Source organism: Chitinophaga jiangningensis (assembly GCF_900142605.1).
GTDB lineage: Bacteria > Bacteroidota > Bacteroidia > Chitinophagales > Chitinophagaceae > Chitinophaga > Chitinophaga jiangningensis.
Genome location: NZ_FRBL01000010.1, coordinates 245,742 through 263,555, shown reverse-complemented (window position 1 = coordinate 263,555; position 17,814 = coordinate 245,742). Strand labels below are relative to the sequence as shown.

Annotated in this window: 14 protein-coding genes; 6 read left to right on the top strand and 8 right to left on the bottom strand. The window is 46.3% G+C overall.

What is annotated here, in order from left to right:
• Positions 1-12 precede the first annotated feature (12 nt).
• The 3 genes from BUB18_RS25290 to BUB18_RS25280 are packed head-to-tail and all read left to right on the top strand — an operon-like array spanning position 13 to position 1,967.
• A complete protein-coding gene (locus BUB18_RS25290; RefSeq protein ID WP_073086478.1) occupies positions 13-777 on the top strand; it encodes an SDR family oxidoreductase in 765 nt (254 codons plus the stop codon).
• Positions 778-814: 37 nt separating this feature from the next.
• Positions 815-1,576 carry an alpha/beta fold hydrolase gene (locus BUB18_RS25285; RefSeq protein ID WP_178372205.1) on the top strand — a complete coding sequence of 254 codons (762 nt, stop codon included), beginning with the start codon at positions 815-817 and terminating at the stop codon, positions 1,574-1,576.
• A gap of 43 nt (positions 1,577-1,619) precedes the next feature.
• Complete coding sequence (locus tag BUB18_RS25280) at positions 1,620-1,967, top strand: YciI family protein (protein ID WP_073086476.1); 348 nt, start codon at positions 1,620-1,622, stop codon at positions 1,965-1,967.
• 43 nt (positions 1,968-2,010) lie between these two features.
• On the opposite strand, the gene BUB18_RS25275 is transcribed toward BUB18_RS25280, so the two are convergent.
• The 8 genes from BUB18_RS25275 to BUB18_RS25240 all read right to left on the bottom strand — a co-directional run bounded on the left by BUB18_RS25275 (position 2,011) and on the right by BUB18_RS25240 (position 14,016).
• On the bottom strand, positions 2,011-3,303 hold the full coding sequence (locus BUB18_RS25275) for a M43 family zinc metalloprotease (RefSeq protein WP_073086474.1): 1,293 nt from the start codon (positions 3,301-3,303) through the stop codon (positions 2,011-2,013).
• 6 nt (positions 3,304-3,309) lie between these two features.
• Positions 3,310-3,987: a collagen binding domain-containing protein gene (locus tag BUB18_RS25270; RefSeq protein WP_073086472.1), complete on the bottom strand. Its 678-nt coding sequence runs from the start codon at positions 3,985-3,987 to the stop codon at positions 3,310-3,312.
• Positions 3,988-3,989: 2 nt separating this feature from the next.
• Positions 3,990-6,368 (bottom strand): hypothetical protein, encoded by a 2,379-nt coding sequence (locus BUB18_RS25265; RefSeq protein WP_073086470.1) that lies wholly within the window; start codon positions 6,366-6,368, stop codon positions 3,990-3,992.
• A gap of 464 nt (positions 6,369-6,832) precedes the next feature.
• Positions 6,833-8,050, bottom strand: coding sequence for a CHASE2 domain-containing protein (locus BUB18_RS25260; protein ID WP_083550759.1), 1,218 nt, complete (start codon positions 8,048-8,050; stop codon positions 6,833-6,835).
• Complete coding sequence (locus tag BUB18_RS25255) at positions 8,028-9,347, bottom strand: caspase family protein (RefSeq protein WP_083550756.1); 1,320 nt, start codon at positions 9,345-9,347, stop codon at positions 8,028-8,030. The genes BUB18_RS25260 and BUB18_RS25255 overlap by 23 nt, the downstream gene beginning before the upstream one ends.
• A 9-nt stretch (positions 9,348-9,356) precedes the next feature.
• Positions 9,357-11,288, bottom strand: coding sequence for a C1 family peptidase (locus tag BUB18_RS25250; RefSeq protein ID WP_073086464.1), 1,932 nt, complete (start codon positions 11,286-11,288; stop codon positions 9,357-9,359).
• Between the two features lie 218 nt (positions 11,289-11,506).
• Complete coding sequence (locus BUB18_RS25245) at positions 11,507-13,060, bottom strand: S41 family peptidase (RefSeq protein WP_083550754.1); 1,554 nt, start codon at positions 13,058-13,060, stop codon at positions 11,507-11,509.
• A gap of 89 nt (positions 13,061-13,149) precedes the next feature.
• Complete coding sequence (locus BUB18_RS25240; protein ID WP_073086460.1) at positions 13,150-14,016, bottom strand: AraC family transcriptional regulator; 867 nt, start codon at positions 14,014-14,016, stop codon at positions 13,150-13,152.
• Between the two features lie 127 nt (positions 14,017-14,143).
• Between BUB18_RS25240 and BUB18_RS25235 the strand changes: the two genes are divergently transcribed.
• The 3 genes from BUB18_RS25235 to BUB18_RS25225 are packed head-to-tail and all read left to right on the top strand — an operon-like array spanning position 14,144 to position 17,814.
• Positions 14,144-14,896 (top strand): SDR family NAD(P)-dependent oxidoreductase, encoded by a 753-nt coding sequence (locus tag BUB18_RS25235; RefSeq protein WP_073086458.1) that lies wholly within the window; start codon positions 14,144-14,146, stop codon positions 14,894-14,896.
• 21 nt (positions 14,897-14,917) lie between these two features.
• Entirely contained in the window at positions 14,918-16,144 is a 1,227-nt protein-coding gene (locus BUB18_RS25230; protein WP_073086456.1) for an enolase C-terminal domain-like protein, read from the top strand.
• A gap of 23 nt (positions 16,145-16,167) precedes the next feature.
• Positions 16,168-17,814, top strand: coding sequence for a sodium:solute symporter (locus tag BUB18_RS25225; RefSeq protein WP_073086454.1), 1,647 nt, complete (start codon positions 16,168-16,170; stop codon positions 17,812-17,814).

Sequence of the window (17,814 nt, the reverse complement as noted above, 5' to 3'; positions counted from 1 at the left end):
AAAACTGAGGTTATGAAAATTGTAGTTGTAGGCGGCACCGGCCTTATAGGCGCGCGACTCGTGGATAAACTGAAAAAGGAAGGTCATACCGTGATCCCGGCTGCCCGGCAAACCGGTGTTAACACCCTCACAGGGGAAGGCCTGCCCGCCATTATGAAAGGTACTGAAGTAGTGATAGATGTTTCCAATACGCCTTCCTATGAAGGCCCCGCCAGTGCTGCATTTTTTCCCGCATCTACCACTCATCTGCTCTCGGCAGAGCAATATGCAAACGTGCGCCATCATATAGCCTTGTCCGTTGTAGGCGCGGAGCGACTCCAGGAAAGTGGGTACATGCGCTCCAAAATGGCGCAGGAAGCATTAATAGAAGCTTCCGGTGTACCCTATACGATCCTGCGCTCCACGCAGTTTTTTGAACTGGCTGCGCGCATTGCAAATGCCGCCACCGTCAACGGTCAGGTGCATATTTCTCCAATGCCGATACAGCCCATTGCAGCAGATGAAGTGGTAGCTGCACTGGCTGCCATCACTGTCAGACCACCCCAAAATGGCACCATCGAAATAGCGGGCCCGGAAAGCATGCCGATGTATGAACTCATCCGGTACTACCTCAATGAAACGGAAGACTCCCGGCAGCTCATTGAAGATCCACAGGCCACCTACTTTGGTGCAACATTGCAGGAAGACTCCCTCCTGCCTGGCACCGATGCCATCCTCGGTAAAATAAGGTACGAGGACTGGTACCATCGCCGCCTGACAGGACAATCCATTGCATAACCTCAGTTTTTCATCCTCATATTTAAAACCACTTATTATGACTCCAATAAAAAAAATAAGCTCCGCCTTATTACTGTTATCTTTTCTGTTTCTGACCGCCACCGCACAGGTGCAACCCAACAAGATCAAAAATATCGTGTTGGTGCACGGCGCATTTGCCGACGGCTCCAGCTGGGCAAAAGTAATCGCGCTCCTGCAGGCAAAAGGCTACAATGTGGTAGCCGTTCAAAATCCGCTCACCTCGTTAACAGACGACGTTGCGGCCACTAAAAGAGCTATTGCGCTGATGGATGGCCCGGTACTCCTCGTGGGCCACTCTTACGGCGGCATGGTGGTTAGTGCCGCAGGTAACGATCCTAAGGTAGTAGGCCTCGTGTATGTGTGTGCGTTAGTGCCGGATGAAAATCAGTCGGCAGTGGATGTGACCACTCCCTACCCTGCTCCGGGAGGTGCGGAATTCAGACCCGATGCAGAAGGTTTCCTCTCGCTCAGTCCTAAAGGTATCCGGGAATATTTTGCGCAGGACTTACCACTGGAAGAACGTAAAATAGTATATGCCACCCAGGTGCCATGGGCTACCCGCGCTACCACCGAAAAAGTTACCAACCCTGCCTGGAAAAACAAACCCTCCTGGGCTATCATAGGCCTGGAAGACTACATGGTACCACCTGCCCTGGCAAGAGCAGAAGCGAAAATGATCAGGGCTAAAACACTGGAGTTGAAATCCAGCCATATCCCAATGGTATCACAACCTAGGCGTGTGGCTGAATTCATAGCAACTGCCAGTCAGCAATTATAACCAAATACAAACACTAACTAATAATTACAAAAAACCAGAAAAAATGAATGAATTTTTGATTGCAATCCACAGAGATTTGACCAGCAAAAGCCCTGTTCCAACCCCGGAACAAATGAAAGAAGCCATGCAACCTTACCAGGAATGGATCGCCGGCCTCGCTGCGCAGAATAAACTGGTAGCACCGGTTAAAAGATGGGATGTAGACGGAAGGGTGATCAGTCATGGCAAGAAAACACATCATGGCCCTTATGTTGAAGGCAACACCTCCATCGGCGGATTATTCCTGATCAAGGCGAAAGATTATGAAGAAGCCGTTGAAATTGCGAAGGCTTGCCCGATTGTTAAATATGGTGCAGTTGTAGAAGTACGTATGGCCGTACCAGCAGCTTAAGAGTGGATGTACAGGAGCGCCCCTTCCAGGCGCTCCTGATTTTTTAATTTATTTCCATTTGATGTCCGTCTGTAAATTTAGCTGCTTCCGTGAGAAAGTATGTAGAAGGAAAATCCTTGAAACCTTCATTATTTTTTCCAGACTTGAGTTTTATCTCATATATTTCACCCGGTTCAAGCCCTTGTGCGTTGAAACTACTATCAGCAGTGTGGTGCAACTGCCAGGAGCCATCACTTAATTTTCGTATATAGATGTCCGTTATATCTCCTGGATGACTGGTACTGAATTCTACAACTGCTTTGTTCTGATACTGTGATATATTCTTTACATAAATCAATTCTTGCAGCATTTCCAGATTCCAGGGCGCATTTTTATCCCATATCAGATAGAATGGGTAGAAAGCGGAGATTACCTGATGCATTTTTTGGGCTTGCCCTTTTGTGAACATGTACTTGCAGGCATCCGGCGTGTAGTCCATATAATTCATGTACATATCGCCATCATTTTTGCAGGAAGCATAAGTACCAGTTCGACAAACTACATTTGCATCATATTGTATCGGAGTATCATCAATGTTATCATCCGTACAGGTGGATACATCTCCAAAAATGTGCTGCAAGCCAAAATAGTGACCAACTTCATGCGTACATACCCTTCCAAGGTTGTAATTATTATTCACACTATACAGGCGGCCAAAATTCCTGGCATTAATCACCACACCGGATAGATTTAGTGGTGCTGGTGGCATCAAAGCATAACCTTGTAACTCTTCTTCTTCCCCAAATTCACCACTCATTTTTATATTCCCTACCCAAATGTTAAGGATCGTGGCGGGACTGATAGCGTCAAGACCACCTGTGCTATAAGTCCGGATCGGATCAGTGATTTCAGTCCTGGTTTTGCCCGAAGAAAGATTTCCAATAATAAAAGTCTGCGGCGTTGCCCTCGTCTTAACATCCTTTAAATAAAATCTGATTTTAGTATCTCCCGCAAGATCTTTTTTAAAACAATCCGGAACTTGTGAGATATCAGGGTTTTTCCCGGAGAAGTCCTCGTTTAAGACTTCAATTTGTGAATTGATTAAATCCATCGTAATTGTTGACGGATCTGAAATGATGATATGGAAAACCACCGGTACTCTGATCTCTTTGACTTGCGGTGTTCCAATAGAATTCTGAATCGAAAACTTAAGTTTTTGAAGGGTTTCGTGATCATTGAGGCGTGGGAATAAATGCTGAACGTCCGTTGTAAATTCTGCTGCACAGCAATGCATTTGGGCTCGCGATTTACCAATCCACAATATCAAGACGAGTAAAAAACTGATTACACTTTTCATTACTGTCTATTTTATTCTGGTTAATTGTAGTATACTGATAATTGGTTTGCCACGTTCTATTTGCACCTCCTGCGCCAGTTTCTCAAATTTCATTGTATCCACACTCTTCTGGCTATTCACATAATATGTTCCTGGCTTTAGCTTATAGGTAACAAAATCTCCATAGCCATCCGCAGTACCTACTAATGTGGCGGCAGTGGTATCGCCTAATTGTGCCAGTACGGAGCTGGTAAAGAAAGAAACTTTTGCATTGGGAATTCCTCCGCCGGCAGTATCCTGGCTGCTAATCTTGATATAGTTCAAAGTAGAATTATCCAGTCGAATTGTGAGGAGGATATTTTCTTCTCCCCTGGCAACCGGCTGTGAGCCAAAATACCGATAGCCATTAATGGTATCAGTAAATCGCACGGTGTAATGGTCCTTATTATCATTTAGCAGATTAAAAAGAAAATAACCTTCTATATCAGTGGTATCGCTATAGAGAAAGTTTAGGGAATCATTTTCATTATCTACCAGCAATACCCGTTTTTGAGCCAGCGGAAGATCCTTTTTTCCCAGCAGAATTTCGTCCGACACAAACAATCTTCCCCGCAGGTATAGCTTTTTATCTGTTTTTGTACAGGAAGATACTATCGTATATATCAAAACTGCTACAAGCAGCAGTGGAGTATTTTTTTTACACATGTTTAATTCGATTTAATTACGTTCAATGCCTTTAATAACCCTGCGGGATCTACCTGGATCGCAAAAAATGGCAATGCCATTCTGTATTCCAACCTTTCTTCTACAATCACATTGTTGAGGATTTCATACTGATTTTGTCTATAGAAATGTGCTCCCACAATTGATTTTAACCCTGGAAAGAAGTCATAGCTATAACCCAGGTAGAGATTACCCAATGGCTCCGGAATGCCAATGCCTACATATACAGAAGATCGTTCCAGGAATTTGCCCGCAAACCGCTCATCTTTTAGCACGAGACCTTTCCCGAGGTGAATGTGCAACCCGATTCCGAGTTGATATTGCTGTGACTGATTACTGATGGTTATTTGTCCATTTTCCTGTTTGGCAGTGGACTGTACCAGGTGCTGGGCGGTATAGGCAAGTCCTGCGCTCAACTGGAAACGATGATGCTTACCTCTTTCATACTCGAAAGACTTCAGTTTAACAGTATCATCCTCCGCCTTGGTGTAATAAGGGGTAATAATTTCTGTATTAGATTTATTGGATGTGGATGTTTCAAAAACGCCGGTAGTTAATAATGGTTCTTTCGTAAATGCGGTATCCAGTTTTTTGGGTACCAGGGTAGCATTAGCCAGCATTCGGCTTAGATAAAGTGCCTGGAGGCTATCACTAGGGAAACGAGCTGTATATTTTTGTGTCAGATCATCCATGTAGGAGCTAAACATTTCCTGGATAAGGCTTTTTTGTGCAGAATCCTTGATATACTGTTCATTTGTATTTTTCTGTTTCAGGATAAATTTTTGGTTTGTTTTATTCAGTAATTCCGCATCTCTATGTAAAGGTGGCACCTTCGCTTTAAATTCTTCAAAGACACTACGATCTGACACCATAAATGCATTTGAATTATTACTGAATTTTACTGGTGCTACTTTAGGCAATGTTGTGAGCGCTGACAATACTGCTCCTGCGGCTCCATACTGTGACGCATAGGAGAATATCTGCACAGCAGAACCAGCCAGTGTATCCACAAGCTTCCCGATGGCTGATTGGTCGGGGGACTCAGAGATATTTTCCAACAGCCCTGATTTCTGGCCCGCAGGCACGTTTAACAGCACAACCGTTTTGCTTTCACCTTCCGTAACAGTTCTCGTTAAATATTTATCCGAATTGTTATTACTTTTAAAATCCTTACTGGTGGAGTATAGATAAAACGCCGTTTTCTCCGGTAACTTTATCTCATTGAGATTTCTGCCGGTAAGTGTAAACTTCGCCATTTTAGCGTTATTCTCATCTGTCAGCTGCTTGATCTTTTCCTTTTGATTAAACAAATCAGATCCGCTTTTTTTCATGGCAAGAATTTTCTTAAAATCTTCCACACGGCCGCTAGTATCATAACGTTTATACCTTGCAATTAAAGAATCAATGTATTGGTCAAAATCCTGCGCGCGGTCATCGGCAAGGGGATGGTTTTTGTAGTTGCTCTCAGTAGTAAATTCCAGCGGATTAATCATCAACTGATCACTATGCAACCAGGACCAGCTATACAACCAGTTCTTTTTTGACGAATCTTTTAAGTATTGATAGCCCTCACAGGCTTGTAACTCATTATGAAACCGCTGCATCGCATCCAATGCAATCCTGACGGAGGCAGTGTCTTTTGCCGCATTCATAGTATCCCTTACGCGCACTGACTTTTGGGCGAAGGAATCCAGGGCAGCGGCAAAGGCGGCCAACTTATCTGCCGTAAGCTCATAGACGCTCGCATGTGCTGAAGTGTGGTTATAAAAATCAATCAGGAACTTATTATCCGGATAGGTACGAGAAAGTATACGCGTTATAAATCCTTCTTGTTTCTCAGGCCCGGACAATGTAAATACAGGGGCTGACTCTGTGAACAAATATTTATTAATGAAACCCGGCATACTATCCAGCATCCTTTTATGGGATGCATTTACACCCGGTTGATTGCCTGCAAGAAAGCTTCGAACACTCCCCAGCTGTTGCTTTAAGTCAGCCGGAGCATGATCACCATAATATCCTTTCAAAAACAGGTACAACTCCCTCGATGGATCCAAACTGGCAATAGCCGTATCTATCTTTTTTAACATCTCCCTCCTGATTTCAGCTTTAATAACCGTGTCTTGGCTAGAAACAGCAGGAATGGAATCCAAACGTACAGGCTTGTTTTTGTTCCAGTCTCTTTTTTCTGCTCTCCAGTTAACTCGCGCAGTATCACGTTTAAATGACAAAAAATGACATTTACGATCAGGCTTCTTACGGAAATCCTGGGTTTCATAGTTTAACGTGTTCACCACGCTGTTCTTATCAAACTTTACTTGTTGGGCTTTGCCAGAATTAGCCAGCAGCAAAGCTACCAGCATTAGCAACGGTACAGGACAGAATTTTCTCATGGATTACTAATTGATTCGGGGATATTATTTTTTGGTTGTTAATTATTTCAAGGTAATTTTTTCCGGGAGTAAAAATACGCGACAAATATAACAGGATGTTTGGATAATACAACAGGTGTTTTAACCCTCTTTATAGTTTTTTAAAACCTGACTAAACAGGTACGATACGTACACAAGTGTCTCAGTGTCACAGGTTCACACGAAAGACACATTTCCACTCTGCTAACGAGGCGAAGCCTCACCCGGCCGGGTGAGGCTTCGCCTTCGTTTTTTATAATTTGCCGTTGAAATTGCGAAGGCTTGCCCGATTGTTAAATATGGTGCAGTTGTAGAAGTACGTATGGCCGTACCAGCAGCCTAAGAGTGGATGTACAGGAGCGCCCCTTCCAGGCACTCCTGTTTATTTACCGGTACCATATTTAGTAATGACATTCTTATCTCTCTATTACCTTAATAGCAATACCCCAGCGCGAACTTTTACGGTCCAGCTTACCGGCTATCAACTGCCAGATATCCACCAGCGAAAAAATAACAATCAGGTGAAAAATACTGATGTTGACATGAAACACCAACGCTGATAAAACGGTAAATACAATCAGTAACAAACTAACGGAAATAATATTGAAAGGCAGGTCAAATGCCTGGAAATACATAGGTTTAAGTGCAATATTATAGATAAAGGATTTTCGCCGCCATTGCAGCCACACCACCACGTAAATAAAAAGATACAGCACCAGCAGATACCATACACTTATTATCTGACGCCGCGATTCCAACTGCCAGAACGCATTAAAAAGTATCAGTGTACCCGGTTGAGTATTCAGGTAAGTTTCATGCAGATCGTTTTTAAAATCTCCCACCAGGATATACCTGTTTTTCAGATACAAATCAAACAGCTCAGGGGAAATATTCATCAGCGCCACGAGTTCTCCCAAACTGACTTTGGGATAGTTCCCCTCCGTGAAATCGTGTGCCCGTAAATACATTTCAGGTATCTGCGTATTAAAGGCAATACCCGCCTGCTGAAAGCGGGTATAAAACCGATGAACAACGGCCCCATCGGGATGTACATCGAGGTAGATTTTTAAAGGCACCATCGTATCTCCCCTGCTGCCGGTAAAAGGAATTTTATAAATAGCACCGGATTGCAGTCGCATGGTAGCAGTAGCCGCACGCACACCTAATATATTCTGCTGCAATGTATCCGCTACATAACTGTTAACTGCAAGCAACTTATTTCCTAGTGCCTGGATACTGACCAGGAGCGCACTATCGTCGGGCGTAGGGGTGTCAAACACCACGTCTGTAAGGATATACCGCACCCGGCATTGATGTGCCGCGATATACTGAAAAAGTTGCGCGAGATATTTCCGGTTGGTGATCACCTCATTTTCTGTGCTGTCCATATTGAGTGGCACCAGGTATTTTGACGCCGACACATCAATAAAAATAACGGAATCCGGTGATGACTTTTCCTTTTCCGGCCCGGCAATTTTAATTAACTGCGTCCATTTGTGCACCGCCATATCCAGCCCATTATTGTATGGCAATGCCATCCAAACAAAGGTGACCGCTATCAGCAGCATTGTATAGACGTGCAGCTTCAGGTGACCAAAAAACCGGAATGCTTTACCGGACATAACTTGAAACATACCGCACGGTTGATATTCCCGAACATTTACTTCTATCAGGGGAATTAATACTTTTAAGCTCTTCTTCAAATTTAATGGTGACAGATCCGCCAGGCTGGAGTATCACCACCTTTCCCCAATAGGCATCTTCCACAAAGTTCTCCGGATCACTGTTACAATCACGGTAGTAGCCATAGGGCAGTCGCACATTGGTTTGTATTTTAAAGTGCGACGAATTACGCACGATATACTCGCGGATATAAATATGCCCGTTGCGGGTAGACCTGTTGCCGTAGTCCGTTTGCGTCACCGTAATATAATCTACAGCAGGCTTGTTGGGCGTTTCCTCTACCACAAATACTTCTCCCATGTTGGAATAGATTTTCCCATACAGCAGGTTGCGTTTCATATAAATCTCTGCCTCTGAAGAGGAGGCAAACTGCTGTGTACCCTTGTTCCCGCGCTGATCTACATAGTAATAGTATTTCTTTTCCGGCACTACAGGCGGCACTTCATTTTTTTTAGGAAGAAAATAAAAATCGCTCCGGATACTGCTGTTTTTAAACGGCGTTTGTAAGTCGTTGGTAAGGGTGGCCACATCGTTGGTTACATTATTAAACACCTGGTCGATGGTAAGTCCGGGCTTTACAATTTCCTGTTTGAGATAGTAGGTAAATACACCATTGGGGAGATTGTAATTGCCACCGTCCTGCGCGGTGGACCCGGGCAGGGCAGCAAAAGCGATGTAGGTGCCTTTCGGGGCCGACATCGTTGCGAGTCCGGGGCTGCTACTGCTCCTGGTCCAGCTACGCGAAAAGGGATTGTCGCGGCAGGCATCGAGGATGAGCAGCTTCATACGTACTTTCTTTTCATCCATATTTCCCAGCACCTGGTTTACATTCAGGGTATTAAACTGTGCGTCGGTAGCGGAGTTGAGTGAAGCGCCCACGGGAATCAGGTAGTTTTGACCGTTTACTTCAATGCCATGGCCGGCGTAATAAAATACGGCCATATCATTATCGGCGATGGTGTTATACCATTCCGTCAGGTTGGTAAGGAGGGTTCGTAAATCATTATTCTTGAGCAACGTTACTTCAAAGCCCAGCCGGGTAAGCACTTCCGCCATATCATTGGCATCGTTAAGGGTATTATCCAGGTTACGGCCTTTATCATAATCGCTCATACCAATTACCACTGCTTTACGCTTCTGGCCTGAAGGATTTTCGGCGGGCACCTTCACCACCCGGAAGTTCCTGGTTTGCGCGATTGCACCAAGCGCCATCAGCATGCACAAACAGATAAATATAAGGTTACGCATAAGGGGTTATTATTGATGTTTAAATCCGATGAATACAGGTACGGCTGTACGTTTGGCCGAAGCAGCAGAAAAGGATATCTTATTTTTATCAAAAGCTACTTCCTCCTCATTTACAATCCTGCCGGCTAACGCCTCTTTCACCGCTTTTACAAAGCTCTTACCTGAACCCTGCACACTGTTTTTGATACGGGCCATATCCAGGGGCTCCTTGGAGTAAATCACACAGAGGTAATCCTCTCCCGGGGTTTCATCCATCTGGATATACTGGCTTTCGTCTGGTATACTCACTTTTACTTCGGAGGTAAAGTCGAGCAGGGCGGAAATATTCCTTGACTCATCCGGAAAAAGCTGCACTACCGGACTCCGTTTGGAGTCGGTGCCCAACAGGTATACATAAGCCGGCTGCGCGCTGGTAAACTGCAACCTGAAATTAGTATTGGAAGGATAGGCTTCCGCAATATTGTACGTCATTTCATCTATGTTAGTGAGTCGCAGGCCGCGTACACCACTTTCATTCCTGATGGCCTTCATATGATTACCATTGGCCAGCACCAGGCTAAATGAGCCGGTTAGTCGCTTCAGCGTATCGGTTACAATTACCGGAATGGTATCTTTCTTAATATCAGCAGGTATCAGTGGCTGGGGTTTCACATCATCATACACCGAAATGGCTCCGCGAAGAATCCGGCGCAGGTCCGCATACTTCACATGAATAAAACCACCGTTGCCCCAGAAAGGGCTCCAGCTGTTAAGAATTTCCACTGCACCTTCTCCGTTGGAAAAACTATCGTCATACCCGATGATGCAGATGGCATGGCCACCCATATTTTTATCCGCCACACCATTCCATACTTTTCCCTTAAAGGTACCGTAGCAGTCGATTGCAGCGAGGATAGGCTTTTTTTGACTGATAGCGGTTTTGATATTAGTCAGTGTTTTCTGAAACTCTTCATCTGTAGCTGCTATGCCATAGCGTTCGTTCAGCGCCTGAAAATCCTTGATGGTATAGTTCAGGGCAGCGGAACGGTAAGGCTGCAGGTCTGCATTGCAGCTGAATGATAAATCGCTCAGAAAAGGCACGCCGCTGGTCTTCATCAGCTGCACCGCCCGTGTAATAGAAGATCCCCGGGAGCAGTTTACATCATCGTTATCCTTGATCTGCTCATATACGAAAGTGGGCGAAAAGGCCTGGTTGGTAATATCGCTGGTGGCGGTAAGGTTATTGCGGATCGCCCAGGAAATAGTTCTGGTACCATATGCAGCCGACCAGCCTGTGCAGGTACCAAAGTGGCCCTGGTCGCCGGGAATAGGGCAATACTTTTTCAGCGAGGCAGCATTGGGGAGGTACTCCCTTGTTTTTACCTGCGCCATTTTCGGAATAGCATCAAATGCGGCCGCCGTAAGCGTATTACCGGTGCTGGTATTCACCTGGTATCCATATTTTGCCTGCAGCATGTCCCCTATTTCTGTCCAGTAGGGAGATGTAAAAGTAGCCACGCAGTAGGGGTTAATGTATGTGAACACCAGCCCCGAAATATTACCGGCATTAGCTCCAAGCAAGCGACAGAGGGAATCTACCAGCTGCACCTGTTGCTGTGGACCCGGATCAGTGGAATACTCGCGGGTACCCAGGGTGGCGACGGAGTTTTTGTGAATAGTAGCGGCCACCAGTTGCAGCAGCTCCGACTTCGGACGCTGCTCATAATCCCGGTAACGGATCACACATACGCCTTTGGGAGATAGCAGTTTCACTTCCGGACTCACCATTCCATCCGGCCGGAACAGAAGGACCGCATTGTTTTTGATGTTATCGCCTTTTTTTACTGGCTGCGAGTTTTGGAGGGTAATATTTCCCTTCACTGCGATGACGATATTCTGGCTATGTAATTGTTTAATGCATACAAACGAACACAGAATAAACAGGAGTGCTGCATACTTCATGACTGGTATATTTGGATATGAATCTTTGGGGATGCTACGTTATTAGTTTACACGAACCATTTAAATTTTGGAATTAATCATTTTCTCGTACAGATTTCACCTGGCACAAAAATAGAGCTTTTCAGTAAATCTGTTCATAATTCTTTGGTGAACGGGTTGTTAAACAAACAATCCCCACCACTAAGGTGAGGATTGCCTAACATCTTATGAAAGTTGATTTATTTTTTTTCGCGGATCAGTTTCAGTACATACTCCATCTGGGTATCTTTTCCGGCCATAAAATCGCTGTATGCCGGCCATACTTCATGATCCGGCATGGTACCACGGCCTTCCGGCTGATTAGGTTTTACCGGCGCATCCTGGGTCACCGCCACGATGGAGAACTGGGTTTTAATCTTTGAATTTGGCAGTTCATAAACCAATGGTGCATGTCCGTTATGGTAGTAATAACCACCTACTGTTTCCACGCCCACAATGGTGACATTCCTGGCGTATGCCCGTACCAGTGAGGCCAGGTGCGACGCCGCAGAAGCGGTATTTTCATCTATCAGCAAATACAGCTGTCCTTTGTAGGCCGGTTGCTTAGGATGGTATACCGGGTTGATGTTCGGGTTTTGCATGCTCTTACCGTCTTTATAAGGCAGGTAGGTTTCCTTCAGGTATGCCAGGCCGGCTTTTATTTCATCGGCTGTATACTTATGGCTGGTGCTTACTCCCCAGAAATACTGCTGATAAGGTATTTCATCCCTGTTAAAGGAAATATAGGCAGCTGCATTTTCCTTGAAGTCATGATCTGTCAGGTACATCATCGGTTGCTCGAAGGTAGGGTCGCTCCCACCAGGATTGCTTCTTATATCTATAACCAGGTTTGGAACGGCCTGTTTATCCAGCTGCTGGAAGATGCTGTCCACCCATTTGGCATACACCGGAAATACCGGGTCATCGCTGCCGTAAGCCATACTGAAAATACGGAAGTTAAGCAACCCTGTTTTATCATCCAGCATGCGGAAGCTGTATTTAGGTTGTACGTTATAATCAGTGATACTGTCCACCCTGGCACTGAAACGGCCTACCAGGTTTTGCTTCCTTTTTTCCAGGGTAACTGCCGGCAGGGTAGCCGTTTTCACCTCGTTGGAATAAGGCGGTGTGAAGGTGAGCGCAAAGTGGTCCTGCACGCCGTATTCCAGCAGGTAACGCACGCCATAGGCGCGACTCACACTACCGGATAACTTCTGTGTTATCGTATAGCCGTCGCCGGTAAGGTATTTATAAAACGACTTCATCAGGGCCGTATCCGCCACACCGTTGATACTCAGGATGCGGGAGCCGGCAGGAATTTCTGGTAGCTGCTGGTTGAAGATGATCTTACCTTCCAGGTACTTCAGGTCGTACGGGAAAAAGCCCTGCGACTGATTAAGGTACCGGAACAGGTCCGTACCCACCTCAGTGTAGTTATGGCAGCTGCCTTCAAAGTCAGTCAGCTGCAGGATGATCTTAAAAAATCCTGTGACCGGCAAAGGCTGTTTAATAGCGGAATAAGCCCACTTATAAATGCTGTCTATCTCCTTTTTGGAATGATACCGATACAGCCCTGAATTGGCTTTTTCGCGGATATCGCGGAATAGCTTCAGGTCTGCCTGCATTTCGCGGGGTTGGAGCATCCTGTTATAGATTTTCAGACTATCGGTTGCCGGCGTAGGTTTGGTTTGGGCTACAGTTGTAACTGCCGGCAACTGAAAGGCGAGCAGTACAAACAAAACTAGTTTTCTCATAAATCAGTGCTGCATTTAGCAGAATTGGTTGAATGTTATACTGCAAGCTACAAAACTAATCCCTTCAGGACAAGATTAATTACCTCCTGCTATTCCACCAGCTTTACCCTGTAGTCCCGGGGCGGCATCCCCTTTATTTTCCTGAAATAGCGGTTGAAATTAGTGAGCGTGTTAAACCCGCATTCGGCAGCAATCACACCGATGGGAAGCTGGTCGGCCGCAATGAGCTTACAGGCATGTGCAATGCGCACTTCATTTACAAAATCCACGAAGGTTTTTTGGGTGCGACTTTTAAAATACCGGCAGAAAGCCTGCTTATTCATGAAGGCCAGATCGGCGGCCTCGCTCAGACTAACCGTGCCGGAAAAATTAGCGAAAATGTACCTGAATACCCGGTCCATTTTTTCATTGTCCTTGTTGGAATAAGTGTTTACGTAGCCTGCGCCGGCCAGCAATTCATATTCAGTGGTAGCGGTTACCACCTGTAGCACTTCCAGTAATGAAATCAACTTTGCAGGCCCGGCAGGCTGACCTGCCATAGTCAGCAGCAAGTGTTTCAGGCGTTCCTTCGTTTGGCCGTAAAACTTAATACCACGCCTTGCCTGATCCAGGAAGGCCGCTAATTTTTTAACGCTGAAAAAGGGCGATAACAATTCATACAGCTTTTCCGCATGAAAAAACAAAGCCACTGATTTTGCCGGCATAGCATCGCTAACCTCACGGGTACGGTTATACCAAACATGCGGAATATCAGGCCCCAGCAGCGTCAGCTCTCCCGGCTCAAAATTCTCCACACAATCGCCTACCACCTTATGCCCCGCACTCTGCACGATATACGTCATCTGGCACTCCGCATGAAAATGAAATTCCGTGGTAAAAAATGGACGCTCTATCAACCGGGTGGTAAACACCTCGTTTTCCAGGCCTTCCAACACTTTGGCATATACAGGCTTCATATTAGCACAATTTAAACCCTCTCCTATTACTAATGCTAATATAAGCCCAATAATCATCATTTAAAGTGTAAATCTGCATGCATTAAGTAAATACTTTCGTATCTGTTTCACGTTATTATTTTTTCGCATGCTACATAACAAAATTATATTACTTACCGGGGGCAGCGCTGGCATTGGCCGGGCATGTGCACAGGCCTATGCCGCTAATGGAGCCACCGTTTGCATTGCCGACAAACAGTCGGCTGCAGAAGCATTACCCGGCCACGGCCATCTATTTATACGATGCGATGTGAGCAACGAAGCAGAGGTAAAAACTGCCATTGCGCAGGTGATTGCAACCCATGGCCGGCTCGATGCCATACATAATAACGCCGGCATCACCCATCCATCCAGGCCTTTACATGAAACTACAGACGACGAATGGGACCTCCTGTTTAAGGTGAACCTGAAAAGCATCCTGTACACTGTTCGCCACGGTATCCAACATCTCATAGAAACAAAAGGCTGCCTGTTAAATACCAGTTCCATGGTGGGCGACATTGGGCAGGACAACCACGCTGCCTACGTGGCCACCAAAGGGGGAGTAAACGCTCTCACCAAAGCCATGGCACTAGACTACGCCCCTTTGGGTGTCCGCGTGAATGCCATTAGTCCGGCCGCCATTAAAACCGAGGCTTTAGAAGCCTGGAGCAAGGCCCAGCCAGGCCATGAAAAAATCCAACAATACCTGGATCACCTACACCCGCTCGGCAAAATGCCTGAAGGGGATGTAATCGCCGATACGGCAGTGTTCCTGCTGAGCAATGCCGCCCGCTTTATCACCGGCTGCATCATGCCCGTAAGCGGAGGCGCTGAACTGGGCTACCGTACCATTCTTTAAAGCAACATATTCCTTAAATAAATGATCGCAAAAGTAAATATCAGCGACCGGCGGTTTGCACTCGCCAAAGGCGCCGGCAGCGATGCCGTGCACAGAGACCCGGTATACTCCTATGCCGTAACGCAACTCACCGATGAACATCACACCACCTCCAGTGGCCTCGCCTTTACCGTAGGCGCCGGCAACGAGCTGGTATGCGGCGCCGCGAAATTTTATGCCGACACCCTGGTAGGCAGAAACGTGGATGAATTAATGGCCGACTTTGGCAGCTGGTTCAAAAACGCTGCAAACGAACAGCAGTTCAGATGGCTGGGGCCCCACAAAGGTATTGTACACCTGGGCCTCGCCAGCGTTACCAACGCCTGCTTCGACCTGTGGGCAAAACAAAAGCAGGTGCCGCTCTGGAAATTACTCATTGACTTGTCACCGGAGGAAATCGTTAATACCCTCGATCTCTCCTACCTCGAAGACGTGCTTACGCGTGAAGAGGCCATTGACATACTGCAACAGCAACAGGCCACCAAAAACGAACGGACAAAAATCCTGACGGAAGGCTACCCCGGCTATGATACCTCTGTAGGCTGGTTTAACTATAACAACGAACAGGTGCGCGAAAACTGTAAAAAAGCGATTGATGCCGGCTTTAATGCCATGAAGCTGAAAGTAGGCGCCACCGATGCCGCACGGGATATTGAACGTGCCAACATTGTAAGAGAAGTGGCCGGAGGCGATAGAAAAGTAATGCTCGACGCCAATCAGCAGTGGACATTACCGCAGGCAATCGCTATCTGTCAGCAGCTGCAACAGATGAACCCCTACTGGATTGAGGAACCTACCCATCCGGACGACATCCTTGCACATCAAACACTGGCCAAACAAATAGCACCTTTGAAACTCGCGCTGGGAGAACATGTACCCAACCGAATTCTATTCAAAAATTATTTGCAGACGGGCTGCGCGTCCTTTATGCAGGTAGACGCGGTGCGGGTTGGCGGGGTGAGTGAGTTTATCACCGTTAGCCTCCTATGCAAAAAATTCGGCGTACCGGTGGTACCGCACGTAGGTGATATGGGACAACTGCACCAGCACCTGGTACTCTTCAACCATATAGCCATGGGCCATGAGGCATTGTTTTTGGAACATATTCCACACCTTAAACCCTATTTTAAACAACCGGTGAAAATTGAAAACGGCGTATATGTAACACCGTTAGAAGCCGGCAGCAGCTGCGACCTGGTACCCGCATAATTGATCACACAACATTATAACGGATGATTTCAGTAACAGACATCACCATCAGTATCCTGTATATATTGCTGATCGTTACCATCGGATTATGGATTCCGAAGAAAAAGCGGGAAAGCAGCAGTAGTGAAGAGTATTTCCTGGCAGGAAAAAATTTGAAGTGGCCAATGATCGGCTTGGCTCTGTTTGCCAGCAACATTTCCTGTTTGCACCTGGTTAGTCTTGCCCAAAGCGGGTTTGACTCCGGTCTACTCAACGGAAATTTTGAATGGATGGCAGCATTTACGCTGATCCTGCTAGCCTTGTTCTTCATTCCATTTTATATCCGCTCAGGTATTTCCACCTTGCCGGATTTCCTGGAAAAGCGCTATAATAGGGCGTGTCGCGATTGGCTCGCCTTTGTATCCATTCTATCAGCCATCGTAATTCATATTGCATTTTCTTTCCTGGCGGGAGGCATTGTACTGGAAACACTTTTTGGGATAAACATGTACGTTAGTATCGGTCTGATTGCCCTGGTGACCGGCCTTTACACTATTATTGGCGGACTGCGTGCAGTGGTGGTAACGGAAACGATCCAGAGCATTGTACTTCTGGCAGGGGCGCTGATCATTACCTGGTTTTCGTGGCAAAAGGTAGGCGGCTGGCAACCACTGACCCATGTTTTATCAGGTGAGGGAGAGATGAACCGTCTCAGCATGATACGGCCCATAGGTGATGCCAGTGGCCTCAGCTGGATAGCGGTGTTCTTAGGATATCCCGTGCTCGGCATCTGGTACTGGTGCGCAGATCAAACCATCGTACAGCGGGCGCTGGGTGCAAAGGATGAAAACCACGCCAAAACGGGCGCCATCTTTTGCGGGTATATTAAGTTATTGCCGGTGTTTATTTTCGTTATGCCTGGCCTGTTTGCCTATGTGCTGTACAAATCCGGTACACTGGATATTTCCGGCCTTCCCATGATTCAGCAGGGAGATCATATGGTACCGGATTCCAAGGGAATTTACACCCTCATGATCACGCAGCTGCTTCCTAAAGGACTGGTAGGCATACTTATCGCAGCACTGTTGTCAGGTTTGATGAGCCAGATTGCTGGTGCACTCAATTCTATCAGTACCCTTGCCAGTTATGATATTTACAAGCGTATTAAGCCTACGGCTACAGATAAAAGCCTGGTAACAGCTGGTCGCTGGTCCGCCGCTATTGCGCTGGCAGTATCGCTCCTGCTGCTGCCGCTGCTGAACAGGTACACCAGCCTGTTTGAAGGCATCAACGATGTGATTGCACATATCGCACCACCCATTACCTGCGTTTTCCTGACGGGCATATTCTGGAAAAAGGCTTCTGCTAAGTCGGCCCAATACACACTCTGGTGGGGTTCACTGGCGGGCATAGTGGTTTTCGCAGCCAGTAAATTAGGCGGCAGCCATTCTTTCATCGGGAATATTCCATTTATGATGATGGCATTTTACCTGTTTGCAGGCTGTTTGGTTTTCCAGGTAATTTTATCCTATTGCTACCCGGTGGTACATACGGAGCAAAGCAAGCAGCTTTACTGGCATTCTTTTGCGGCACCACTGCGGATTCCGGGCTGGCAGGGCTTAGCCAACTACAAAGTACTCTCCGGCGGACTTCTGCTGATCATGGCAGTATTGTATTTTCTTTTTCGATAA